Here is a 24,170-nt window from a genome sequence, read left to right as displayed (position 1 = left end):
CACTGGCTTTTTTAATGGCTAGAGAACACCCGTCAGATTCGGCTCACCACGGAAGATGATTTTGTCGTGACCACGATGAATCCCGAAAGTGACAACGGTTGAAGGATCTTCTTCTCCATCACTTGTTTTGTCCCAATCGTATTGCAGCCAAGGCAAATTGTTTTGCGTTGAAGTTAAATCCAACCAAAAGCGAATCTGTTCGCGAGCAGGGACTTTTTGTGTTGCTTTGATGCCTTCAGTACTTCCGTAATGCATCTTGCCGATACCAGCGAGATAGGCGTTGTTCTCAAGGCTGTGTGACCAAATGGGTTGATGGTAGTGTTTTGCGCCATCAGCGAGAGTGAAATGGTCATGTTTGTTGTTCACAAACTCACCCGCTCGCCAATATTCCACATCCAATGGTACGACGATGGTTTGTCCCTGATATCCACCCACATCTTCAAAATTGAGCCGTCCAAATCGCACATCGGGTTGAACGGGCAAAATATGCGTGTCGTCGTAAAAAGCCACAGGGTCCGCGTTTTCAAGATAGACGAGGCCAATTTTGCTTACTGCAGAGTCAGAGTAGGTGTTAAAAGGCCCATCAGGGTAATTTTGGCCAATGTCGTCCTTAAGCCAACAAGCGCTGTTGGCGCAATGATCCTGTTTCACGATGCGAATGCGGCCGATACTGCTGCCTTGCGCCTCGCGCCATTGAGTAGGCGCAAGAGAAGGCGTGACAAACCGCTCTAAGTGATCGCCGAGTTCTGCCAGTTCAAAGTGCGCCGTGGTTGAAAAATAATGGTAGTTGGCGATGGGTTCTTTAAGGCTATTTAACGCGTCGATATCGACGATCACCTGATCAAATGGCTGATTCATGTAAGCAAAGGTTTGGCTATTTGGATAATCCCACTGTTGGTTATGTACCTTAAAATACTTGGGATAGAAACGCCCAATGTAGCGATAACCTTGGTTGACCTTCATTCCAAGATAAGGATCAACGAGGTCGGATTGCACTCTGAGGCTGCCAACTTCACGCCATCGCAACCCATCAAACCAATACGCACCATTGGTAACGTCATCATGCGCTCTCTCCATTCCTGAGTCGCTTTCCAGCAGTCGAGTTTGAGCTGTCGCCGTTTCGACTGGTGTTGCCTGTTGACTGCTGAGTTTTACCCGCGCAGCAGGGGCGTTGGACAGATAAAAGTTGTGCGTTACTGGTGTAGAGCAGAGCGCTTGAGTGTTAACTGCCTGGGTGAGGCTACCATTGGCGACCCATTGAATAGGCATGAGATTGAGAGAAAAACGTTCGCCTGCAGGAAGGAAAGGCGAACCGCCTAGCGCATCGCCAGATTCAAGGGCTCGATCGCCTTCGCAAATAGCGAGGGTCCAAGGGCGAACTTTGAGTGATAAACGACCAGATACTTTGTTCTTTCCTGATGGCGGGCACTGGTCGAACCCAGCACAGTCAAAAGTATCGTGGATGTTTAACGCAAATAGCCCAGACTCAGAAAGTGAAATCGTATTTTCACTTATGCCGCTGGTAAATATAGGTTGATAGACGCGTTCACCATCACGACCACCCTGTTGTTTTGACGGCGTAGTCACGGTGTGAGTGATGGTCGGGTTGCCGTGATAGCTGCTCGCAACAACGGGGTTCCCTTTGTCATTACAGGCCAACAGTCGAACACCTAAAGGCTCTGGTTTTGCCGCAACCAGAGCGAGTTCGTTGATGGCTTGGCCAGAATTAGGATCATACGTTTCAAACATATAAGGCGTGAACAAGAAGCGCACAGTCTTGCGCTTTTTGGGCTCACCATTTGGGTACACGCTTAAGGTGTAATGCCTATCCAACTTGATGGCGCTGATGTTCTTAGGTCGAACGACAAGGCGAAGCTGCCCCTGACTGGAGGAGACAAAGTTCGGGTAAGCGCCGGAACCGATGCCATTGGCGATCACGACATCAAATAATGCGGGATCAGAGACCTCAGCAAACATGCTGACGCTGGCTAATTCCCCATTATTGGAGGTTGTTATATTGAACTGAGGAAGGTTTTCTCCACACATCAACGCCATGTCGTTTTCAGGGCTAATGACAAACTCGTAATCGTGATCAACCGGGGGCTTGATCTCACACAATGGGATACTTTCTGGCACAGGGCACGCTGTGTTAGCCCCTTGGTTGGAATAATCACAACCGAGATCGCTTATACCACAGTAGTTTTCCACATTACGAATATTGGATTGATGGGCGGTGATCTCGCCGCAAACGACGCCGTTTTCCACCAAACCACTTTGGAGCAAATTGAGCGCCGTTTTTTGCGCGTAAACCGCACTACCGGAGAGATCTAAATGTGCGCTGCTTCCTTGAGAGTGTATTTGGCCATAGACATCGATGTTGCGGAGATCAAGCTTGTTGAGGGAGGTGATATTTCCTACAACGTAATGCGTCGCCTTGTTCGAAGTAATGAATATCTGGTGCCCTAGAGAAGCAATATCGCCGCATACATTGGTGTTGTTCAGAACCACTTTGTGATGGCCAAAAACATCACCATTGATGATGTTATGATCACCATGTGTCATCACATCCAAGCCTTGAGTGGCAACATTTCCATCCACCTCTGCGTTGGTCATATGAATGAAATTCTGTGAGTTCAAATCACCAAATATTTGGCTGCGATGGTACTCCTTAGGTTGAGGACCATGACTCGGTTGCAAAATGGAAATGCCGGTAGATAACGCCGTGATTGAAATACGCTTATCTGGCGAGCCGACTTGGTTGTTACCATGCAAAATTGCGCCGCTAAACGCAGAGAGTGTCACGCCATTCTTAGGCGCTTTCGAAGCAATCAGCTTCGCGCCATTTGGTAGTGAAAATTCGCCGTTGCAACGGAAAATATCCCCCTGCTGTGACGTGCTTTGGTTACAAAGTTGGTTAAAGTGTTCTGCATTATAAAGATCATACTCGAGCGCATTGCTGGTAAAAGGCAGTGAAATAGACAACGCGAGCAAATGCCATTTGGACATCTAAAATTTCCTACAAACTTAATGGAAACAATGGCAGTAAGCGAAAAATAGTGTTTATATTTTGTGTTTTGTATTGTTTTTATGGGCCGAATTTAACCATGAGGTCTGACCAATAATCAATACTATACCGTTTGTTGTTCTGTGTTTTTGGGCCGATTAATTGTTGAAGAATGTGTCTGCGGTGGTGAATTGCACCAAATTTGACCCATTTGCCGCAGAACCATTTAGAATCAGGGAAGCGTATTTTTCAAAATCCTAAAAAATTTTCACTAGATTGAGATATATCACTCATTTTCATGTAGAATGTGCGGCCATTTGTATCGGCGAACCATTATTGTCTGTTTAAGGAAACGCTCAATGTCATTTGCATCTCAAGGTTTTGCTCCGGAAGTCGTGAAAGCGCTCGAAGAGTGCGGTTACGAAAAGCTAACCCCAATTCAGCAAAAAGCCATTCCTGTTGCACGTCGCGGGCACGATATTTTTGCTACCGCTCAAACAGGAACGGGTAAAACAGCGGCTTTTTCTCTTCCACTGATCCAACAATTGCTCGAAAGCGGAAAGTCTGCTTCGCGTAAAACGGCGAGAGCACTGATTTTTGCGCCAACTCGAGAGCTGGCAGAGCAGATTGCGGATAACATTAAGGCCTATACCAAGTACACAAATCTCTCTGTGGCGGCGATCTTTGGTGGTCGAAAAATGTCGAGCCAAGAGCGTATGCTTGAGAATGGCGTCGATATCCTCGTTGCGACACCTGGTCGTCTAGAAGAGCACATCGAGTCAGGCAATGTGTCAGTGGCCAACATCGAATTCCTTGTCTTTGATGAAGCTGACCGTATTCTCGATATGGGCTTCATCAACGCTGTGCGTAAGATCATGTTGGATGTTGAAACCAACCCACAAATCATGATGTTCTCAGCAACCACATCAAGCCAATTGAATGAATTGTCCAAAGACATTCTTCGCAAGCCAAAACGTATTGCGGTCGAGCGCGAAAACACCACGGCGCATACGGTAGCGCACGTGTTGTATCCTGTTGATCAAGAGCGTAAAACAGAACTGCTTTCTGAGTTGATCGGTCGTAAAAACTGGCAACAAGTGTTGGTATTTGTTAACTACAAAGAAACGGCGAACGACATTGTCAAAGAGTTGAAGCTCGACGGCATCAAAGCAAATGTGTGTCATGGTGATAAAGCGCAGAGTGCGCGTCGCCGTGCGCTTGAAGAGTTCAAAGAAGGAAAAGTTCGTGTGATGGTTGCGACCGACGTGGCGGCACGCGGTCTGGATATTGAAGATCTACCACACGTGGTCAACTACGACATGCCGTTCTTGGCAGAAGACTATGTTCACCGCATTGGTCGTACTGGTCGTGCTGGAAAACAAGGTCATGCGGTCTCTTTTGTCAATCGTGAAGAAGAGCTAACGGTGGTTCAAGTTGAAAATCTGATTCAACAACGTATTCGCCGTATTGAATTGGCGGGTTACGAGCCTAAGAGCCGTGAAGCATACATTGATAAGCTCAACAGCAAGCCATCATTTAAGAATCGTCAAGGCCGTCGTAACAACGCGAATGAGCCAACGGATCAAGCGGCAGCGGAACGTCGCTTAGCGATGATGAAGCGAATCAAAGCTCGTCGTAACTGATGAGAGAACAGAAATAGAAAATCACCCGCGAGGGTGATTTTTTTTAGGCTGCATGATGAGCAAACTCAGTAAGCTGCTCCAATTCTTCTAAGATCGCTTTGCACTCTCTTGAGAAAATCAAGCCATCGCGAGAGCCAATCAACTGAATGAGTGACACTTTGCCAGAAACAATACATTGGCGCAGCGTTCTCAGTACCATTTGAATATCCAGTGTATGGTGATTATCGATATTGGCTTTGGTGACAAGAGAAGCCAAATCGATAGAGAGAACGAGCTTGTCACAATGGTCGATAAAGTTCCCAATTTGTTCTTTCACATCATAACGATGACGGAAAGAAAATTCTTTCTCCGTAAGCCAATTGGACCCGAGATCTTCCGCGTACTCAAACAGCTCGTTTGCAGTTGATTCTTGACTGACGCCAACAAAAAACGCTCGGCTGTTTGGGTAGCGAGTGAGCGCAAAATGGTAGGCGGAACCTAACTTCACATCCAGCGTCGATTTCAGTCCCATGTTGTGGTTGATGTTCATTAAACCAACTTCTTCATGTCCTGCCAGTACGACGGGTAGGGCAGAGAGCAGGGTTTCATGGCAATTGGTCAACACGACAGGGATGGCATGGCGCGAGACCATTTGACTCAACGTTTCTTGATAATGCCCGTTTTCGACATCGTGATGACTAAAATGCGAGCACAACGCAATATTGCGCTTTTGATGGCTCTGATAAAGCCATTCGCTTGCGTTTTCTAAGCTCTGTTGGGCAGATTCAAACTCTACTAATGTCATCGGTTTGATGTACTCACTGACGGTGATAAACGAGTACGGATAGTGATGATGTTGAACTGTATGGTTCTTTTGATAGCGTTTGAAAAAGCCTAACATGACTGCATTACCTTTCTGGTGGAAGCGCTCTCGCTGCCTGCAAAACATGTAAAATGATACGCTGCTTATCCGCTTCAACTCGATGAGCTGGAGCCATGACGGAAACCGCTCCGATCAATTTACTTCCTTTCATTACCGGGGCGCTGATGCCAGACACGCCGGGATCTATTTCTGATGTGCTGACGGCATAACCGTTTTTACGAATCATCTCTAATTCGGTTTGCCACTCGTTTAGACGAGCTTCTTGGCCGAAGTAGCGTAAAATCCTTTCACATCGTTCAGGTGGCATAAATGCCAACATGACTTTCGATGAGGCGCCACGCAGTAGAGGTTGACTTTGACCCTGGACGTAGCTACAGCGTAGCGCCTGCATACTCTCTTTTTGACGAACGCACAAAGCGCGATAACCCACGGGCACCATGTACGCCGCCAACTCGCCGGTTTGATGCTGCAAACGCGCCAAAATTGTCTCGACAGATTCAAGACTGTGTTGAGATGTTTGGTAACTACGCATCAAAAGTAACGCGGCGGGTCCCACGATAAAGGTTTTTTCATGGGCACTTTCTTCAATCAGGTTCCACTCTTTTAGGAGCTTTAAATGGCGATACAAGCTGCTGAGCGGAACAGCAAGCTGTTCACTTAAGGTCTTGGCTGAAACGGGCTCGTCGTTCACCGCGACCTGCATCAGCAGTTGTAGGGTTTTCTCATTAACCTGATTGGCGTTCATCTTGTTGTCTTTCATCATTTTTTATCGTGTACAAATCTATAACACAAATATAATTCTTATTAGATAGGAAAAGGAATGAAATAAATTTATCTTTTTCTCGAATGGTGAGAATTTATTGTAAGGGAGTAAGTTAAGGCCAAACGCGAGAGTGACAAGAGCGGCGATGAATAGGCAAAGAAATAAGAAGAGAAAAAGCATAGAAAAGGGGCCGCAGCCCCTCAATATAAACAGTGAAAACGCGAGTTAGATCTGTTCGTACAACTCATCAAACTGCGCTTCGGCAATGCGATTGCGGCCAGTACGTTTGGCGCGATACAAGGCTTCATCGGCCTTTTTTAGAAGCAATCGTGGGTTGGTGTCGATTTCTGGCACGATGGAGCAAACGCCGAGACTTGCCGTTACGTATGGCAAGGTTGCATGATGGCTATGGGTGATACTTAGCTCTTCTATCGTGGTGCGAATGCGGTTAGCAACGTGTTTCGCGCCTTCCATTTCTGTTTCAGGCAATATTACGGCAAACTCTTCACCGCCAATACGCGCGATTTTGTCGAGACAGCGAAGCTTCATGCTACGAATGGCTTCCGCAATCATACGTAAGCACTCATCTCCTTGTTGATGGCCAAAGGTGTCGTTGTATTTCTTAAAGTGGTCTATGTCAAAAATGATCATCGAAATAGGGACACTTGAACGTTGTGAGCGGTGCCATTCGTCTTGGAATATCTCTTCAAAACGACGGCGGTTATTCAGGCCTGTTAAACTGTCTGTGGTTGACAGCAATAATAATTGTTCGTTGGTCTCTTCGAGTTGCTGCTGCAACTCTTCCAATTCGGCCAATTTCTGATCGAACTCTAAGGTTTTTTTCTTAAGCGCATGTCGCTGCTCGTAAAGCTCGAGAAAAACACGCACCTTACTTTGAAACACCAGGGTATTCAGCGGCTTTAATAAGTAATCAACAGCGCCATGCTCATACCCTTTAAAAATGTGTTCATCGGCCTTGGATGCAGCTGTGACAAAGATAATTGGGATATTGCGCGTCTTGCGATTACCACGCATCAACTCGGCGACTTCAAAGCCATTCATGTTTGGCATTTGTACATCAAGCAGGACCAGGGCAAAGTCGTGGTCTAAGGTATGAGCAAGCGCTTCTTCGCCTGACGTGGCACGCACCAAATTGACATCAAAGCATTCTAGTAAACCTTCTAAAGTCAGTAGGTTTTCGATTTTGTCATCAACGATGAGTAGGGTTGGTTTATCAGGCATGTTCAGCAATCACATAAAGTATTTAAATAATGACCAATATCTTCCAAAGAAAGGATGTGGTCGACATCAACGGCAGCCATGGCCGCGGCAGGCATGGCTTTCGCTTCTGCACTATCAATGGATTGGACTAGGGTTAGTCCACCCAGTGTTTTGATTTTTTTGAGACCTAAGGCACCGTCGGAATTAGCGCCTGTCAATACGATACCGATCAACGCGTTTCTATAATAATCAGCCGCCGTTTCGAACAGCACGTCGATGGAAGGCCGTGAAAAATTGACGGGCGGATCGACCGACAGTGCGATACAACCATCGGTCTCTATCATCATATGGTAATTGGGTGGTGCGATGTACATGTTGCCGTTTTTGATTGGCTGCTTGTCTTCTGCCTCATGGACCGACAAATGGCTCTTGCTATCAAAATGGGCGGCAATGTAACTCTCAGGAGAGGCACTGATATGCTGAACCAACAAAATAGGGATACAAAATGAATCCTTAAGTCGCTGTAATACCGTTGCAACGGCGGCCAATCCTCCAGCGGATGCCCCGATTACAACTGCTTCATATTTGTGCCTACAACAATCCATGCTTACCTTATCCGTTTCTTGCGATAGATCTTTTCTTTTTCGGAGACCAGATCAAACTTGTCCGCGATAGAAGAAAAACGCATTGATTCTTTAGAGCCAAGACATAGGAAGCCCCCCGGCATCAAACTGTCGTAAAACAGACGAAAAACTCGGTCTTGAAGCTCACGATTAAAGTAGATCAATACATTTCGGCAGAATATAACATTCATTTCCCCAAAAACGCCATCGGTCGCCAAATTGTGAGGGGTAAACAAAGTTTTCTCTCTCAGGGCTGTCTTCATGATTACGCTGTCGTAATCCGCCGTATAGTAGTCAGAAAACGAAGCGCTTCCTCCAGCAGCTTGGTAGTTGGCCGTGTACTGACGAATCAGGTCCATCGGGTAAATGCCTTGCTTGGCTTTCTCTAAAATCGCTTCGTTGAAATCGGTCGCGTAGACTTGCGCGCGATCCTTCATGCCTTCTTCTTCCAACAAAATGCCCATTGAGTACACTTCTTGCCCAGCAGAGCAGCCGGCATGCCACACTTTGACAAAAGGGTAGGTTTGCAAGTGCGGGATGATCACCTCACGCACTCGTCGATAGAACCAAGGGTCACGGAACATTTCGGTGACGTTGATGGATAAGTCCAACAGCATTTGGTCGAAGAATCGCGGCTCATTGATCACTTTGTGCTGCATTTGCGAATAATTCGACATGCCCTCGATGGCGCGTCGATACTCTAATCGACGCTTGGTATGGGCAAGCGAATACTCACGAAAATCGTAGCCATATTTGCGGTATATCGCTTCAAGTAACAACTGAATTTCCAGTTGTTCGTTTGACAATTCAGTGACGCTTTCCATATCAGTACAACCAGACTCTTAACATTGAAAGTAACTTATCGGTATTTACCGGTTTCGCTAAATAATCACTTGCGCCCGCTTCGATGCACTTACTTCTGTCGCCTTTCATGGCTTTCGCCGTCAAAGCAATGACAGGCAGCTTTTCATACACTTTTTGTTTGCGGATCTCTTCCATTGCTTCATAACCGTCCATCTTCGGCATCATGATGTCCATGAGCACCACATCGATGTCTGGGTTTTCTTTGAGCTTGTCTAGGCTCTCTACGCCATCGCGTGCAATTACGATGTCCATTCCTTTGTCTTCAAGAATGCTCGATAGCGCGAAGACGTTTCTCATATCATCATCCACCAGCAAGACTTTCTTGCCCGTTAAGACGGACTCTTTGTTGTGCACGGCTCTTAAAATACCGCGTTGCTCACTAGGCAAGTTAGCTTCTACACGGTGCAGGAAGAGGGCAGATTCATCCAAAAGACGCTCTGGCGACTTCACTCCTTTGATAATAATGCTCTCTGCATAGCGATTGAGTTCGCGCTCTTCTTCTTTACTTAGCTCGCGTCCGGTGTAGACGATAATCGGTACTCGAGCAGCCGTTTCACTTCGACGAATACGTTCAAGTAGCTCAAAACCGGTCATGTCTTCCAAGCCCAGATCCAACACCATGCAGTCGTAGCGATTGGACTCCAATTCTTCGAGTGCTTTTTCACCAGTTGGAACCGCCACGATATGAATGTCATCTTCACCGATTAGCTGGCGAATAGACTCTTGTTGGATGGCGTCATCTTCAACCACCAACAAACGTTTTACGGGTTTAGAGAGAATATCTTCGATATTACCAAACGCTTTTTCGAGCTTTTTCATATCGACTGGTTTGGTTAGGTAGCCAATTGCTCCCATGCGCAGTGCATCGAGGTTTGCGTCATTGGCAGACATAAAATGAACCGGGATATGGCGCGTTTCAGGGTTTTCTTTGAGTCGCTCCATGACGGTCCAGCCATCGATGCCAGGTAGGCCGATATCAAGAATGATGGCGCTGGGCTTATAGTACTGAGCAAAGTGCAGGCCCGTTTCTCCGGTTTCCGCCACAATGCATTTGAAGCCACGTTCGCGGCCAAAATCACGCATAACGCTGGCGAACGCACGATCATCTTCAATGATCAACAAAGTACGATCTTCTGGCACCACGGTTTGTCGGTCATCTTCGACATAGCTATCGTTGTCCTGTTTGATGCTGTCCGCTTTTTTGAATCCATTCAATTGGGGAACGGGCTCTTTTTCAACAGAGGGTGCATCTTGAGCAGGAGGCGTTGGCTCTTCGCGTTCAACAACGTCCATTGGCTCCATTGGAGCTAAGCTAATCGGCGATAGGGTCGGTTGCGATTCAGAGTCTTTGACTTCATAACGAGTAGGGAAGATCACCGTAAAGATGCTGCCTTTTCCTTCTTCGCTCTTGAGGTGAATACGTCCGCCAAGTAAATGCGTCAACTCTTTCGAAATCGACAGGCCTAGCCCTGTACCGCCATATTTACGACTGGTACTGCCATCGGCTTGCTGGAAGGCTTGGAAGATAGCCAACTGCTGCTCTTGTTTAATGCCAATGCCGTCATCTTTGACAGAGAATGCGATCAACGCTTCACGAGGTTTATCGAGCAGCTTCGCTTGTTCAGGAGAAGGCAAGGCCATATTCAATGTCACGGCACCTTCGTGCGTAAACTTGAAGGCGTTGGTCAGTAAGTTGCGCAAGATTTGCTGTAAACGCTGAGCGTCTGTTTCAAGCGTTTGTGGCAAGTTTGGTGCGCAAATCACTTGGAAGTCCAAACCTTTATCATCGGCGATGTCTTGATAAAGTCTCAGAAGATCTTGTTCCACCGTTTGTAGGGGCACGTCTTCAATGTGCAGATCGATCTTGCCTGCCTCAACCTTTGATAGGTCAAGAATTTCATTGATTAGGGAAAGAAGGTCTGAGCCCGACGAGTTAATGGCTTTGGCTGATTCAATCTGCTTCGCTGTTAAGTTGCCGTCTTTGTTATTGGCAAACAACTGAGACAAAATCAGGATGCTATTTAGTGGAGTGCGAAGTTCATGGGACATGTTGGCCAAAAACTCAGACTTATATTTGCTGGCAATTTCCAGCTCTTTGGCTTTCTCTTCGACAACAAGTTGCGCCTGATGAAGTGCCTCGTTTTTCTCCTTCATTTCTACTTGTTGCGATTCTAGCGCTTTAGTGCGTTCTTCCAACTCTTCATTGGTCACACGCAGTTCTTCTTGTTGCGCTTGCAGTTCCGCTTCAGAAGCACGCAGAACTTTGGTTTGCTCTTCTAGCTCTTCGTTAGTGACGCGAAGTTCTTCTTGCTGCGCTTGCAGTTCTTCTTCCGAGACGCGCAGTGCCTGTGTTTGCGCTTCGAGATCTTCATTCGCTTTGCTGAGATGTGCTTTTTGCTGTTGCGTCTCTTCAAGCAGGGATTTAATCACTAAACGCGCTTTTGTGGCGTTGAAAACGATAGCCAAATTGCCCACGACTTCGTTAATAAAGCGTCTCTGAATAGGGGAGAATTCATGGAAAGCGCCGAGTAACACCGTGCCGATCAGTTGCTTATCCACACACAGTGGAATGGCTAAGAAATGCGTTGGAACACAATCACCCGCGGCGAAGTTGTAAACGGGTGCCTCGTCTGTAACTTGGTTAAACGCAATCACTTGTTGCTCCAAGCTGGCTTGGCCAACCATTCCTTCGCCAATTTGAATGCGATTGAAATTACCGGCGCGATCAGAAAACGCGTAGGAAGCATTCAACTCAAGTTGCCCATTCTCGAAGAGATAGAAGGCGCCCAATTGGGCATTCAGATGACGCGTGAAAAAACGAATAAATCGGTTAGACAGCTCGCTCAGCTCAATATCGCCACGAAGTTCATTATCTAGCGTTTCTTTCCCCGATTTTAGCCAATCAAGATCACGCAACTGTGAAGCCATGTTATTGAGTGAACTCCCTAACTCACCGAGTTCATCTTTTCTATCAATAGTCAGCGAGGAATCGAGCTTTCCTTTGGCAATGTGCTGCGCGAAATCCATACTGGCCAACAAGGGCGAAGTTACGGAGTTGGAGAATTTGATCGCAACAAAACAGATCAACACAAAAATCATCGCAGTAATAATGGTCAGCGCTTGATAGATGCGAGTAATTGGTGTGGTGACTTCATCTTGATTGATCTTTGAGATCAAATACCAATCGTAGCCGGGTACTTGAATACGATTAAATGTGACCAAAACAGGGCGGCCAGCACTGTCGATGTATGTGCCTTGGCCTCCAGTGTCACCTGCTGAACGGGCATCTGTCCAATAGTCGAGATCGTAGCCAAGTCGAAAGCCGACCACATAGCGGCCATTGCCCATGGTAACGATGTCAGATCGCAGGGTAAATTGATTGCTGGTGGCGTCGAGACCCAAAAGGTACGATTCGCCCGTTTCACCCATTCCGACTCGCGAGTCGACGATTTTAGTCACCAACTGTGGGGAAACTTGCATGGCTGCAATGGCAATCAAATTGCCGTCGTGATCGAGGATTGGGGCAGAAAAGTAGGCAACATATTGCCCTTGTGCCGCTTTACTTTTTGCAAAATCAGTAAAATATGTCGTGCTCTTTGCCACAGTTTTGGCCCACACTTTCGCCAGTGACGGATCGGTGTTTTCGTAGCTTAAGCTGTTCGCATTGATGCGGCTCTTATCGTGCAGAGCGTAGAGGATCTTTCCTTTGTCTGGGGAGAGTACGAAAAAATCATTGTAATCATAGGCGCTGGTGAAAGAGCTGATCACAGAGTCTTCGACTTCTTCAATCGAGTAGTTGACGCTAACCCCTGTCGTTAACCCCATCGCGAAATCGCGCAGCTCGTCTGTGCCAGCTAAAGTGCCAATATCGAGTAATCGTTTTTCAAAAAAGGTATCAATCGAGGCGCTTCTTAGCGTCTGAATAGCAAGCAATTCTTGGAAGGATTTTTTTATTAGGGCTTCCGATGCCATGCGGCCACTGAAAAGGGTGACGCAAACCATGGGTAAAATGCCAAAAATTATTAAGAGGGCAATCAATTTAGGACGAATACGTAAGTCCGCAAAGCTAATCATTTCAACATCACTATAATTACTGTTATACAACAAGTTTCTCTTATCTTGGACATCCGTTCAATTACGCATGCAACGAGGCTTGATAAGGATCTTGTTTTCTGTATCTCAAATCAATAACTACTTGATAAAGTTCTCAATATATGAGCTCGAATGTGCGAGTAATATTGGGTTAATCAAAGCGGTTTTTCTCTTGTTTACAGGATGAAAACAGCTCGCTCGCTGTTTGGCATGTTATTTGAACGTAATTATTTGGTGATGAAAGGGGCTTTGCATACTTGTGACCGCACAAAAATACGCAAAATAGTAAATAAAACTAGAGTTTTTACTCGTATTGTCTAAAGACAATAAAATAGTGTTTTATTTCTATCGTTATGTTTTTAATGGATTATTTGACTTTGAGATAACAGTTGTGCGCCCGAAAGTATTTGCAAGGTTATGTGAAGTAATTCAAAATTAACTGGTATAGCCAGTTTGAAGATTATGAACCAAGGTTTTTATGAAAGTCACAAATCTATTTAAAGACAAAGTAGACGCATTTTCTGCGCATCATTCTGAGTTTATTAATTGGATGTCTCCAACTCTTCGTGAGTACTGGGGTGATTTTCTAGGAAAGGCGCAAGGAAGTTTTCTTTTCTCGAAAGTACGCGATCATCAGCAGCCTGCGGTGAATGAAGAAGTGTCATTGCCTGAGCCGATCGTACTCAAACCAGAAGCGCAGCTTGTTTACAACGAGTTAAGTGAAAAAATAGGTCAAGTGATTCATGTTGGTGATTGGATTCATGTTGATCAAGAGCGTATCAATCAATTTGGTTTGGTGACAGAAGACATGCAGTGGATTCATACGGATCCTGAGCGTGCAGCGGTAGAGTCGCCATTCAAAACCACCATCGCTCATGGCTTTTTAACATTGGCTCTATTGCCGAAGTTGACCGATTCAGTTAATCCTGAAAATAACCTCTTCCCGACGGCGAAGATGGTTGTGAATATTGGCTTGAACCAAGTGCGTTTCCCATACCCGGTGAAATCGGGTAATAACTTACGTGCTTCAAGCACACTGACCAAAGTAACCCCAATCAAAAAAGGGTTAGAGATAGAGCGTGAAATCAAAGTGGAGATCGAAGGCGTTCGTCGTCCTGCTGCTGTAGTGGTTTCTGTTATTCAGCTCCATTTTTAAATTTTTGGGTCTATCGATTCTATAAAGAGCGCTCAAAGCGCTCTTTTTTATTGCGTTTTTCTTGGCTTCCGATTTTCCGCCACGTCAACCTGATGTCCCCATACTGAGAATGCATTAAATTAGTGCGTCTTTTACTCAGTCTTTGTTCGTAACTGCCCGCAAGTTACAAAATTTCCGAATTTCAAACTGATACGCTCCAAAGCAGTGACTTATATCAAGGAGTACATATGATCGGTTTTGAACCCATGGCCATTTCGCCCCATCTGGGATGGTTGCTACTGTTGATCCTAAGTTACCCTTTCATACTTGTGGGAATACAATTGGCCGTGTTCGATATACGGGTGAGAGCGAAAGTGAATCGCTATTTCAATTGGGGATTTGTGGTCGTGGTGGGCGCTTTACTGTTTTTTCACATGCAAACGGAAGTGGTTTACGGAAAATATTTTTTAGATCTTTGGCAATCAAAGTGATGAACTGCGTATGGAATGATGGAAAATCATGATTGCTAGAACCTAGAACCTAGAACCTAGAACCTAGAACCTAGAACCTAGAACCTAGAACCTAGAACCTAGAACCTAGAACCTAGATAAGAGAGTCGGCTGCTTTAAAATCACTTTGTATGACAAAGCAACAAATCGATCCGATATTGTCCAATCAACACAAAGAAACGAAATTATTAGTTGATCTCTCATGAGAATACGTTAAAGTGCACCCCGTTCCCGAGACAAGCACGGGCAACACAGTAAGGCGCGTTGGCAGAGGGGCTATGCAGCGGATTGCAAATCCGTGGACCTCGGTTCGACTCCGGGACGCGCCTCCATTATTTAGAAAAGCCGACACTGAGTGTCGGCTTTTTGCATTTAAGCACTTTTCATCTTTTTCCTTTTTTCAATTGATTCGTGAGAGTTTGCTCTACTCTTAGGGGCTCGCACGTTGTCATCTTTTTGATTGCTCTATACATTCCCATACAAATAGGGACATGAATAATCAATAAAACAGTGTACATTAACTTGGTTCTATTCATTTTATCTATGTGCACTGATGGAAAATTATCTATGAAATATACGCCGCTCGCACTTTCACTTGCCGCGCTATTCGCTTTGGGGGCAGGGACTCCTTCTCAAGCCTACGCGCAATCTGTCGCTTGGGATCAAGCAAACGAGACATGGTTAACGCAATCGACGGATCACTTTGTTATCCACTTTAGAAATGGCCATGAAAAGCAAGCCGCAAGAGCGCTTGATTTGGCTGAACAATCCCATAAAGAACTGGTGCCATACTTTGGTTACGAGCCGAAAGAAAAAACAGAATTGGTGTTGGTGGACGAGGTGGATTATTCAAACGGTTGGGCGACGGTGGTGCCTTATCCACAAATTCGTTTGATTATGAGTCCACCAGATGAAGCAAATGGCTTGGAAAATAACGATGAGTGGATGCATCTCCTCATTAAGCATGAGTACGCGCATATCATGCACATGGAAATGGGCGGCGGCGCGGTCAACGTTTTTCGTAAAATATTTGGTCGTAACCCATTTCTTTATCCTCACCTCATGACGCCTTCTTTTATGCTCGAAGGGCTTGCGGTTTATCTGGAAACCAATGAACAAGCTGGCTATGGGCGCTTGCAAGGCTCTGGTTATGACATGGAAATGAGAATGGAAGTCGCCTCTGGTAACGTGAAAGATCTCAACCAAGTTGCCGTGGCAGCAAGAGAATGGCCGCTAGGCTACAACTATTTGTACGGTGCCTATTTCGTGCAATACCTAGCCGATAGCTATGGTGATGCTAAGGTGCAAGAATTTTTGCAGGGTTACAGCCGCAAGCTTATTCCGTTCTTTTTGCTCAACAGCACGGCGAGAAAAACGTTTGGGAAGGATTTTGAACAGCTTTGGTCTGATTTCCAAGCTCATATATATGAGAAATACCAAGGCGATCTTGCCACCATGATGGAGCAAGCCGTCATTGGTGAGGGGAAATATACCGCCCCATTTATGCAAGTGTTTACCACAACGGACAATGGTGTTTTGGTTAACGTCGACAATGGTGATGATGCGAGTGAATTGATGCTGTTGGGCGATGGCAGTGATGAGCGCGCGGGAGCCTCACTGACTAAAACGAAAAACATCAACTCGCTCGATTTCCATCCTCAAAGTGGGGTGCTGGCGACGCGCTCTATCGCTTATGCCGATGGTCGAGTGCTGAGCGATGTTTATCTCTATCAAGATGATCGTTGGCAAGCGTTGACAGAGAAGCAGCGTTTTCGCAGCGCTAAATGGCTCCCTGATGGCCAGCGCTACTTAGCCACACGTAAGGTGAATGGTCTCAGTGAACTTTGGTTAATGGATGCGCAACAACCAGAAAGCGGTCAGCAAATTTGGCAAGGCACGATGGGTGACGTGTTAGGTGGATTTGCCGTGTCTCATGATGCTCGTTTTATCGTGGCGAGTGTCAAACGATCGAGTGAAGGTTGGAACCTTGAAAAATTTGACTTAGCCGCGTTGCAATGGACCCCGCTAACGCAATCTCGTGCCGTCGAAAATTCACCGGCATTTACCCCAGATGGTGAAGTGCTGTTTAGCGCCGATTACGACGGTGTGTTTAACATCTACTCGCTCGACATAGTGTCTGGCGAAATAAAGCAGTTGACCAGTGAAGTGGGTGGCGCGTTTACACCACAAACCCGCCGTAATTCAGGTTTTGTTTATCAATCGTATGATGCCAACGGCTATACCTTGAAAGAAAAATCGGACAAGGTACCAGTGACCACTTTCACGGTTGCCGACAAAGATGGCCAATATCATTATGTCGATCCCGTTGAGCAGGTAGCGGAAAAAAGTGAGATCAGTGACTACTCTCCTTGGTCCAGCTTGCGCCCAAGAACGTGGTTGCCGATTGCAGCTCAAGATGAAAATCAAAAATTAGCCGGTTTCATCATTAATGGTGCCGATGCATTAAGTCGTCATCAATATCAATTGGGTTTGTCATGGGATTTTGAAAACGATCTTGCACAGTTCAATTTGGGGTATTTGTATGATTCGCGTTGGCTCGTTCAAGCATCGCGTACACACGATTTCACAACATTTAAGCAAGGTACAGCAGAAACCTATCGAATAGAACAAAGTGACAGTGCGTTGATCCAACGTAATCACATCTTTACTGCTTTTGAAGACCAACTCAGTGTTGCTGCGGGCGTTTACTGGGATAAAGACTCAGAAGCGAAAGCGCCATCTTTTGGTGCGATCACGCCGTATCGAGAGCAAGAAGAAAGCTTGGTAGGGCTGGCCGTCACTTTTGATAATCGCGAAAGCTATCTTAATGTGCCTGGAGTAGGTTGGGGGCATTACCTCGATGCGGTTGTGGAAACTAACGACTGGCTAAGCAGCGACTACCAAGGGGAGAAGTTTCAGGCGCAGTGGCAAATGACATTCGATTTGCCTAGAAGAAGCACATTATCACTTCGCCTTGCGGGTGGCTATGCGGATGAAAAAGCCAAGCCTTTCCGTTTAGGCGGCTCTGATCAAAGTGACGAACATGCCCTGTTTGGCCGCGAGTCACAGTCTCTAAGGGGATATGATGAAAACGTGCAAAGAGGCGATCGTTATTTCACACAGCGACTGACGGCAACCACGTGGTTAGCACGCGTAGAGCGCAACTGGGGGCTTTACCCAATTGGTTTGGGTGATATTTCAGCTTCGGTGTTCGCCGACTCAGGGACGGCTTGGAGTGAAAAAACGAGTAGAAATCAGCTGAGTGGAGCGGGTTTGTCAGTCACGGTTGAAACGCGTCTGGGGTACAATCTCGTGCTGCCGATCACCTTAGGGTATGCCCATGGCTTTGATTCGGAACTGGGTAAAGATCAGTTCTTCTTCTCGGTGGCGGGTCAGTTTTAAACAGCAGCGAGAACCAATTAATAAGGCAGCGTTACGCTGCCTTATTTGCTGTTGCGATAAAGGGGCTAGACAAACTGCTTCATCAAACGCTGTAAGTCTTCAATACTGTCCACTAAGTGGCTGGTGCGTTGTACAGAGCTGTGGGACGACTGAGAAGTATCGTCAGCGAGCTGCTTAATGTTGACGATGTTGCGATTGATCTCTTGCGTTACACTGGCTTGTTGTTCTACCGCAGTGGCGATTTGATGGCTGCTGTCTGTTACCGCGTCCAATTTATCGCGAATAACGGAAAGAACATCGCCTGTTGCATCGGCTTGTTTCTTACAATCCTGAGACAAATCAAACCCCGTATTCATTGCTTCTACTGCCTGTTTGGCCGTTGTTTGAAGCTGATTGATCATTGCATGGATCTCATTGGCACTGCTGCCCGTTTTTGACGCCAAATTCCTAACTTCATCGGCCACCACGGCAAAGCCACGGCCCGCTTCCCCGGCGCGCGCGGCTTCAATTGCAGCATTTAACGCCAACAGATTGGTCTGCTCAGAGATGGTGGTGATCACTTCTAAAATACTGTCGATTTTCTGAGTATGGTTCGATAACTGCTCAATCACGGCTTTAGAGTGTTCCAGCTCTTTGGCCATGGCATCCACCACTCGTATGGTGGTTCCAATACTCTCCAAGCCTGTTTGAGACGCCTCATTGGCTTCTTCCGTAAGCATGGACGCGGCAGACGCCGCATTCGCCACCTCATTGATCGAGTGAGTCAGCTCCTCAACGGCGGCGGCCACTTGCTGCGTTTCGTGGCATTGTTGATCCAAGCTGGCACCGATGGACTGAATGGTGGCAAATTCCTCTTCTGCTGAGATCAGAATTCCGCCGGAAGTTTCAGTGGCACGAGCCGTCACCGCGCGCAATTCCGCCTTTTTCATCATTAACGCCAACTCGATTTGTGAGTAATCGTCAAAGTGATTGGTATAAGGCTTCTCCATGAGGGGATTATGATAGGCATCGTGAGCTAGGGTTCGAAGATTGCTAAATCGTTTCGCTTGGTAGAGAGCGTTCGCCCCCAACAGTAAAGCACAACCCCCGCTTAGAGTGAGCAAGACGTTAGAAGCGGTGAGAGTGCCAGCAAAAATTAAGCTCGCAGTGGCAAAGGAACCAAGAGTAGAAAGGTGGTGGAAAGTGAGCCTTGGTTTTGCACGATGTTTATTCGCTCGTAGCTGATCGTAAAGCGCCTGTGCTCGTTCTACTTGCTCTGCGCTTGGTTTAGAACGGACGGATTGAAATTCAATGATGTCGCCATCAGCACTTTTGATCGGCGTAACGAATGCTGAAACCCAGTAATGTCTGTCATCACTGCATTGGTTTTTTACTAACCCCATCCAGCTTTTTCCTGAGCGTAAGTATTGCCACAGCTGAGCAAACGCTTGTTTTGGCATATCAGGATGACGAACCATGTTATGAGGATTGCCAACTAACTCCTGCTGTGAGAACCCGGCAATATCACAAAACTCGTCGTTAGCGTAAGTAATGATGCTGTCTGGGTTGGTGGTTGAGATTAAATTGGCACGTTCTGAATAGTGTTTGTTGAGCGTAGATTGGGTGGTCATTTTGATTATTATTTCTCTTAGAATGTGTGATAGAGCAAGTCGTGGAAAGGTGCTTATGAATACACCAGTGCATATGATACAGCTCGAATAATCGTTGTATTTATGACCTGAATCAAAGCTTTAGAGATATTAACAAAATGATTATTAAAAGGTGATTCGCTTCAACTTGGTGTGAAAAATAGAACACTTGAAACAATTTGTTACATTGGTATCGTGATGTCGATCGTATCAATTGTTCGTTTTTGATCACTGACGGCCAATAAGATGGGATAAAGTGTGAAAAAATATTACACAAAATTTGCTTTAATACGATCTTCTTTTCTAAATATCGTTGTACATCTTGGTATAAAAAGCGTCCAACCCTACATTTTCAAGGGTTTATTCATCTAACCCTAAAGTGTCTACCCCTTTAGAGTAGTTTAATTTCGTAATTGATTTACATCATATTTTCATTTTCTTTCATAATTAACAATGCGCTCAGATAAGAACCTAACCCTTAGGAAGTATTATGAGCAAGTTGAAGCTAGTGATTGTCGGTAACGGGATGGTCGGCCACCGTTATATCGAAGATCTGGTTGATAAAACGGATGTTTCTCAATACGACATCACCGTATTTTGTGAAGAACCACGCGTCGCGTACGATCGCGTCCATCTCTCTTCTTATTTCTCACATCACACTGCAGATGAACTCTCATTGGTGAAAACGGGCTTTTATGAAAAGCACGCGATCAAAGTGCTGCTAGGTGAGCGCGCGATCAATATCAACCGTGAAAAGCAAACGGTGTATTCGAGTTCGGGCCGTGAAATTCAATACGATAAGCTGATTCTTGCGACAGGTTCTTACCCATTTGTTCCACCAATCAAAGGCAATGAAAGTAAAGATTGCTTTGTTTACCGCACCATCGAGGATCTAAAAGCCATCGAAGCATGTGCGAAGAAGAGCAAAAGCGGTGTGGTGATTGGCGGTGGTTTGCTTGGTTTGGAAGCGGCGGGTGCGCTAAAAGCCCTCGGTATGGAAACACATGTTGTCGAGTTTGCCCCTAAACTGATGGCTGAACAGCTGGATCAAGCGGGTGGTGACCAACTTCGTCAAAAAATCGAACGTATGGGCGTGAAAGTCCATACCAGCAAAAACACCTTGGAAATCGCCGCGGAAGGTCAACAAGCACGCAATGTGATGCGTTTTGCCGATGGCACTGAGCTTGAAACTGACTTCATCGTGTTCTCTGCGGGTATCCGCCCTCAAGACAAATTGGCTCGTCAAATGGGCCTAGGTATCGCACCTCGTGGCGGTATTGAAATTAACGATCACTGTCAAACCACAGACAGCAATATCTACGCCATTGGTGAATGTGCATCATGGAATAAGATGTTCTATGGGCTGGTTGCGCCGGGCTACAAAATGGCCACCGTTGCCGTGGATCATCTACTAGGCAACGTTGACAGTAAGTTTGAAGGGGCGGACATGTCTGCCAAGCTCAAACTGCTGGGTGTCAAAGTAGGCTCGATTGGCGACGCTAATGGTCGCACTCCTGGTTGTAAGAGCTACGTTTATCAAAACGAAGAGCTTGAAGTCTACAAGCGTTTGATCGTTTCAGCAGACAACAAGAAATTACTCGGCGCAGTAATGGTAGGTGACACGTCGGATTACGGTGACTTACTGCAACTGATGTTGAATGAAATTGAGCTGCCACAGCATCCAGATACTTTGATCCTGCCAGCGCACGCTGGTGCTGAGAAGCCAAAACTCGGCGCAGATTCACTGCCAGATTCTGCGGTGATCTGTTCGTGTTTCGATGTGACTAAAGGCAAAATCGCGCAAGCGGTGGCTGACGGTCATCACACCATCGGTGACATCAAAGCGGTTACTGGTGCAGGTACTGGCTGTGGTGGCTGTATTCCACTGGTTACTTCGGTATTAAACGCCGAGCTTGCAAAAGCGGGTGTTGAAGTGAAAAGCGATATCTGTGAGCACTTCGCGTACTCTCGCCAAGAGCTGTTCCACCTCATTCGTATCGAAGAGATCAAAACTTTTGATGAACTGTTGGCCAAACACGGCAAAGGCTATGGCTGTGAAGTGTGTAAGCCAGCAGTGGGTTCAATTTTGGCGTCATGCTGGGGTGAGCACATCCTGAAGCCTCAGTTAGTGAAGTTGCACGACACCAACGACAACTTCCTCGGCAACATGCAAAAAGACGGCACTTATTCGGTGATCCCACGTATGGCGGGTGGTGAAGTGACGCCACAGGCACTGAAAGTGTTGGCGGAAGTGGCGGCCGAGTACAACCTCTACACCAAAGTAACGGGTGCTCAGCGTATTGGTCTGTTTGGTGCACAAAAAGACGATCTTCCAGCCATCTGGAAAAAACTGATTGCCGCTGGCTATGAAACTGGCCAAGCGTACGCCAAAGCACTGCGCATGGCGAAGACCTGTGTGGGTTCAACCTGGTGTCGTTACGGTGTTCAGGATTCGGTAGGTCTTGGTGTGTTTATCGAGAACCGCTACAAAGGCATCCGCACTCCGCACAAGATGAAATTTGGCGTATCAGGCTGTACGCGTGAATGTGCGGAAGCGCAGGGTAAAGACCTTGGCATTATTGCCACCGATGCAGGTTGGAACATGTACGTGTGTGGTAATGGCGGTATGAAGCCTCGCCACGCCGATTTGCTGGCTAGCGATCTAGACCAAGAAACGCTGATCAAATACATCGACCGTTTCATGATGTTCTACATCCGCACTTCTGCGCCACTGCAGCGCACTTCTGTGTGGCTAGGCAACATGGAAGGGGGTGTGGACTACCTACGCCAAGTGATTGTTGAAGACAAATTAGGCATCAATGAACAGTTGGAAGCGGACATCGCGAAATTGGTGGAAGCGTATCGCTGTGAATGGAATGAAACCATTAACGATGAAGCTCAGCTAACACGCTTTGCGCACTTTATTAACTCAGACAAGCGTGATGAAAACGTCGTGTTTGTTTCAGAGCGTCAACAACATCGCCCAGCAACGTTTGCAGAGAAACACCCGGAGTTGAAAGGTGACATCTTGCACGTAGCGGTAACGGAATAATAGGAGAAGCAAACATGGCTTTCGAACAAGTATGCGACATTAACGACATTATTCCAGGTACGGGTGTTTGTGCCTTGGTCAATGGGCAGCAAATTGCGCTGTTTAGACCAAGTGAAGAAGAGCAGGTATTTGCTATCAGTAACATGGACCCATTTGCGCGCTCAAACGTGTTATCTCGCGGTTTGATTGCCGAGCACAAAGGTGAGCTTTGGGTTGCGAGCCCACTGAAAAAGCAGCGCTTTAACTTGGCAACCGGTGCGTGTATGGAAGACGAACGTTTTAACATCAAAGCATATCAAGCGCGCGTCAATAACGGCATTGTCGAAATCTCTGCTTAGCTAAGCGTTAGGTGAGCTGATACGAGATTCAATAGCACAAAGGTTTCTTGTTCCCTTAACGGATTTTTGTAGGGAAAAGACGAAAATGAACAGGAAGCCTTTCTCTATTCAATCTTTCACTTTTAATTTTAACTTTTATAAAGGGACGCATTATGTCTGACTTAAGACCTGCAGAATTCGTACAAACCATGATCGATGTTGGTGAAGCGAAAGTAAAAACCTCGACCCGCGATTTGGTTTTACGCGGTATGATGGCAGGTATCATTCTGTCGTTGGCGGTTGTGGTGGCGATTACAACCATTACGCAAACAGGCATTGGCATTGTGGGCGCGTTAGTGTTCCCTGTGGGTTTCTGTATTCTCAGCCTTATGGGCTACGACTTGGTGACAGGTGTTTTTGGTCTTGCACCGTTAGCCAAATTTGAAAACCGTCCGGGTATTACTTGGGGCCGTATCTTACGTTGTTGGGGCCTTGTTGGTCTGGGTAACTTGATTGGTTCACTGCTAGTGGCGTTTTTAATTGCGCTTTCGCTAACCATGAACTTCAGTGTTGAACCAAATGCGGTTGGTCAAACCTTTATTAAGGCAGCGACTGCTCGTACAGTCGGTTTTGAAAACCTAGGTGCTGACGGCTGGATCACCTGTTTCGTGCGCGGTATTTTGTGTAACTTGATGGTGTGTCTGGGCGTGATTGGTAACCTTTCTGCACGTACCGTTGCAGGTAAAATTGCGGCAATGTGGCTACCTATCTTTATCTTCTTTGCGTTGGTTTTCGAACACGCGGTAGTGAACATGTTCCTATTCCCGCTAGGTATGATGCTGGGTGCGGATTTTGGTATCGCGACTTGGTTAAACTTCAACCTGATCCCAACCATTCTTGGTAACATCGTAGGCGGCTTGCTGTTCACCTGTATTCCTCTGTACCTGACTCATGCGAAAACAGCACCAGCGATTGATGTGACTGAAAAGCAAACTGAAATCAATGCAGAACCTGCGCTGAGCATCAAATAAACCATATCGCCCTGAGGTGTTTCC

General features: G+C 46.4%; 15 protein-coding genes and 1 tRNA gene. 8 read left to right on the top strand and 8 right to left on the bottom strand.

The window, feature by feature from the left end; all coding sequences use genetic code 11:
* Window positions 1–18: 18 nt before the first annotated feature.
* Window positions 19–3,006, bottom strand: coding sequence for a DUF6701 domain-containing protein (locus PQQ36_RS02255; RefSeq protein WP_108677630.1), 2,988 nt, complete (start codon window positions 3,004–3,006; stop codon window positions 19–21).
* 357 nt (window positions 3,007–3,363) lie between these two features.
* Between PQQ36_RS02255 and PQQ36_RS02250 the strand changes: the two genes are divergently transcribed.
* Window positions 3,364–4,647, top strand: coding sequence for a DEAD/DEAH box helicase (locus PQQ36_RS02250; RefSeq protein ID WP_011081340.1), 1,284 nt, complete (start codon window positions 3,364–3,366; stop codon window positions 4,645–4,647).
* Window positions 4,648–4,690: 43 nt separating this feature from the next.
* Here PQQ36_RS02250 and PQQ36_RS02245 read toward each other — a convergent pair whose 3' ends face one another.
* The 6 genes from PQQ36_RS02245 to PQQ36_RS02220 form a co-directional block, all read right to left on the bottom strand.
* On the bottom strand, window positions 4,691–5,527 hold the full coding sequence (locus PQQ36_RS02245) for an arginase family protein (protein ID WP_011081339.1): 837 nt from the start codon (window positions 5,525–5,527) through the stop codon (window positions 4,691–4,693).
* Window positions 5,528–5,534: 7 nt separating this feature from the next.
* Window positions 5,535–6,269, bottom strand: a complete 735-nt coding sequence (locus tag PQQ36_RS02240) for an IclR family transcriptional regulator (RefSeq protein WP_026130873.1) — start codon at window positions 6,267–6,269, stop codon at window positions 5,535–5,537.
* A 228-nt stretch (window positions 6,270–6,497) separates the two neighbouring features.
* The gene (locus PQQ36_RS02235) at window positions 6,498–7,514 is read right to left on the bottom strand and encodes a GGDEF domain-containing response regulator (protein ID WP_011081337.1); all 1,017 of its coding nucleotides are present in this window, start codon (window positions 7,512–7,514) and stop codon (window positions 6,498–6,500) included.
* A 2-nt stretch (window positions 7,515–7,516) separates the two neighbouring features.
* A complete protein-coding gene (locus tag PQQ36_RS02230; RefSeq protein ID WP_026130872.1) occupies window positions 7,517–8,098 on the bottom strand; it encodes a chemotaxis protein CheB in 582 nt (193 codons plus the stop codon).
* Between the two features lie 2 nt (window positions 8,099–8,100).
* Window positions 8,101–8,940, bottom strand: coding sequence for a CheR family methyltransferase (locus PQQ36_RS02225; protein WP_011081335.1), 840 nt, complete (start codon window positions 8,938–8,940; stop codon window positions 8,101–8,103).
* A 1-nt stretch (window position 8,941) separates the two neighbouring features.
* Window positions 8,942–13,054 carry a response regulator gene (locus PQQ36_RS02220; protein WP_273660286.1) on the bottom strand — a complete coding sequence of 1,371 codons (4,113 nt, stop codon included), beginning with the start codon at window positions 13,052–13,054 and terminating at the stop codon, window positions 8,942–8,944.
* A gap of 496 nt (window positions 13,055–13,550) precedes the next feature.
* On the opposite strand from PQQ36_RS02220, the gene PQQ36_RS02215 reads away from it, so the two are divergent.
* From PQQ36_RS02215 to PQQ36_RS02200, 4 genes are all read left to right on the top strand, one after another.
* Window positions 13,551–14,228 carry a MaoC family dehydratase gene (locus PQQ36_RS02215; protein ID WP_011081333.1) on the top strand — a complete coding sequence of 226 codons (678 nt, stop codon included), beginning with the start codon at window positions 13,551–13,553 and terminating at the stop codon, window positions 14,226–14,228.
* A 227-nt stretch (window positions 14,229–14,455) separates the two neighbouring features.
* Window positions 14,456–14,698 carry a hypothetical protein gene (locus tag PQQ36_RS02210; RefSeq protein WP_011081332.1) on the top strand — a complete coding sequence of 81 codons (243 nt, stop codon included), beginning with the start codon at window positions 14,456–14,458 and terminating at the stop codon, window positions 14,696–14,698.
* Between the two features lie 276 nt (window positions 14,699–14,974).
* Window positions 14,975–15,048: transfer RNA gene (locus PQQ36_RS02205), tRNA-Cys, on the top strand.
* 235 nt (window positions 15,049–15,283) lie between these two features.
* Window positions 15,284–18,118 carry a hypothetical protein gene (locus PQQ36_RS02200; RefSeq protein WP_243357182.1) on the top strand — a complete coding sequence of 945 codons (2,835 nt, stop codon included), beginning with the start codon at window positions 15,284–15,286 and terminating at the stop codon, window positions 18,116–18,118.
* 65 nt (window positions 18,119–18,183) lie between these two features.
* Here PQQ36_RS02200 and PQQ36_RS02195 read toward each other — a convergent pair whose 3' ends face one another.
* Window positions 18,184–19,728, bottom strand: coding sequence for a methyl-accepting chemotaxis protein (locus PQQ36_RS02195; protein ID WP_225470286.1), 1,545 nt, complete (start codon window positions 19,726–19,728; stop codon window positions 18,184–18,186).
* Window positions 19,729–20,236: 508 nt separating this feature from the next.
* Here PQQ36_RS02195 and nirB point away from each other — a divergent pair.
* From nirB to PQQ36_RS02180, 3 genes are all read left to right on the top strand, one after another.
* A complete protein-coding gene (nirB, locus tag PQQ36_RS02190) occupies window positions 20,237–22,798 on the top strand; it encodes a nitrite reductase large subunit NirB (protein ID WP_040110814.1) in 2,562 nt (853 codons plus the stop codon).
* A gap of 14 nt (window positions 22,799–22,812) precedes the next feature.
* A complete protein-coding gene (gene nirD / locus PQQ36_RS02185; RefSeq protein ID WP_011081328.1) occupies window positions 22,813–23,136 on the top strand; it encodes a nitrite reductase small subunit NirD in 324 nt (107 codons plus the stop codon).
* 152 nt (window positions 23,137–23,288) lie between these two features.
* The gene (locus tag PQQ36_RS02180; protein WP_011081327.1) at window positions 23,289–24,146 is read left to right on the top strand and encodes a formate/nitrite transporter family protein; all 858 of its coding nucleotides are present in this window, start codon (window positions 23,289–23,291) and stop codon (window positions 24,144–24,146) included.
* Window positions 24,147–24,170: the final 24 nt, after the last annotated feature.

The sequence above is a fragment of the Vibrio sp. CCUG 15886 genome (assembly GCF_028570825.1).
Classification (GTDB): Bacteria; Pseudomonadota; Gammaproteobacteria; order Enterobacterales; family Vibrionaceae; genus Vibrio; species Vibrio vulnificus_B.
The sequence above is the reverse complement of the archived record's forward strand: the minus strand, read 5'-3'. Positions and strand labels throughout refer to the sequence as shown.

What these genes read in the sequence shown, in the direction of transcription:
- PQQ36_RS02255 (WP_108677630.1), bottom strand. Translation starts at nt 3,006, where the DNA reads ATGTCCAAATGGCATTTGCTCGCGTTGTCTATTTCACTGCCTTTTACC.
- PQQ36_RS02250 (WP_011081340.1), top strand. Translation starts at nt 3,364, where the DNA reads ATGTCATTTGCATCTCAAGGTTTTGCTCCGGAAGTCGTGAAAGCGCTC.
- PQQ36_RS02245 (WP_011081339.1), bottom strand. Translation starts at nt 5,527, where the DNA reads ATGTTAGGCTTTTTCAAACGCTATCAAAAGAACCATACAGTTCAACAT.
- PQQ36_RS02240 (WP_026130873.1), bottom strand. Translation starts at nt 6,269, where the DNA reads ATGAAAGACAACAAGATGAACGCCAATCAGGTTAATGAGAAAACCCTA.
- PQQ36_RS02235 (WP_011081337.1), bottom strand. Translation starts at nt 7,514, where the DNA reads ATGCCTGATAAACCAACCCTACTCATCGTTGATGACAAAATCGAAAAC.
- PQQ36_RS02230 (WP_026130872.1), bottom strand. Translation starts at nt 8,098, where the DNA reads ATGGATTGTTGTAGGCACAAATATGAAGCAGTTGTAATCGGGGCATCC.
- PQQ36_RS02225 (WP_011081335.1), bottom strand. Translation starts at nt 8,940, where the DNA reads ATGGAAAGCGTCACTGAATTGTCAAACGAACAACTGGAAATTCAGTTG.
- PQQ36_RS02220 (WP_273660286.1), bottom strand. Translation starts at nt 13,054, where the DNA reads ATGATTAGCTTTGCGGACTTACGTATTCGTCCTAAATTGATTGCCCTC.
- PQQ36_RS02215 (WP_011081333.1), top strand. Translation starts at nt 13,551, where the DNA reads ATGAAAGTCACAAATCTATTTAAAGACAAAGTAGACGCATTTTCTGCG.
- PQQ36_RS02210 (WP_011081332.1), top strand. Translation starts at nt 14,456, where the DNA reads ATGATCGGTTTTGAACCCATGGCCATTTCGCCCCATCTGGGATGGTTG.
- PQQ36_RS02200 (WP_243357182.1), top strand. Translation starts at nt 15,284, where the DNA reads ATGAAATATACGCCGCTCGCACTTTCACTTGCCGCGCTATTCGCTTTG.
- PQQ36_RS02195 (WP_225470286.1), bottom strand. Translation starts at nt 19,728, where the DNA reads ATGACCACCCAATCTACGCTCAACAAACACTATTCAGAACGTGCCAAT.
- nirB (WP_040110814.1), top strand. Translation starts at nt 20,237, where the DNA reads ATGAGCAAGTTGAAGCTAGTGATTGTCGGTAACGGGATGGTCGGCCAC.
- nirD (WP_011081328.1), top strand. Translation starts at nt 22,813, where the DNA reads ATGGCTTTCGAACAAGTATGCGACATTAACGACATTATTCCAGGTACG.
- PQQ36_RS02180 (WP_011081327.1), top strand. Translation starts at nt 23,289, where the DNA reads ATGTCTGACTTAAGACCTGCAGAATTCGTACAAACCATGATCGATGTT.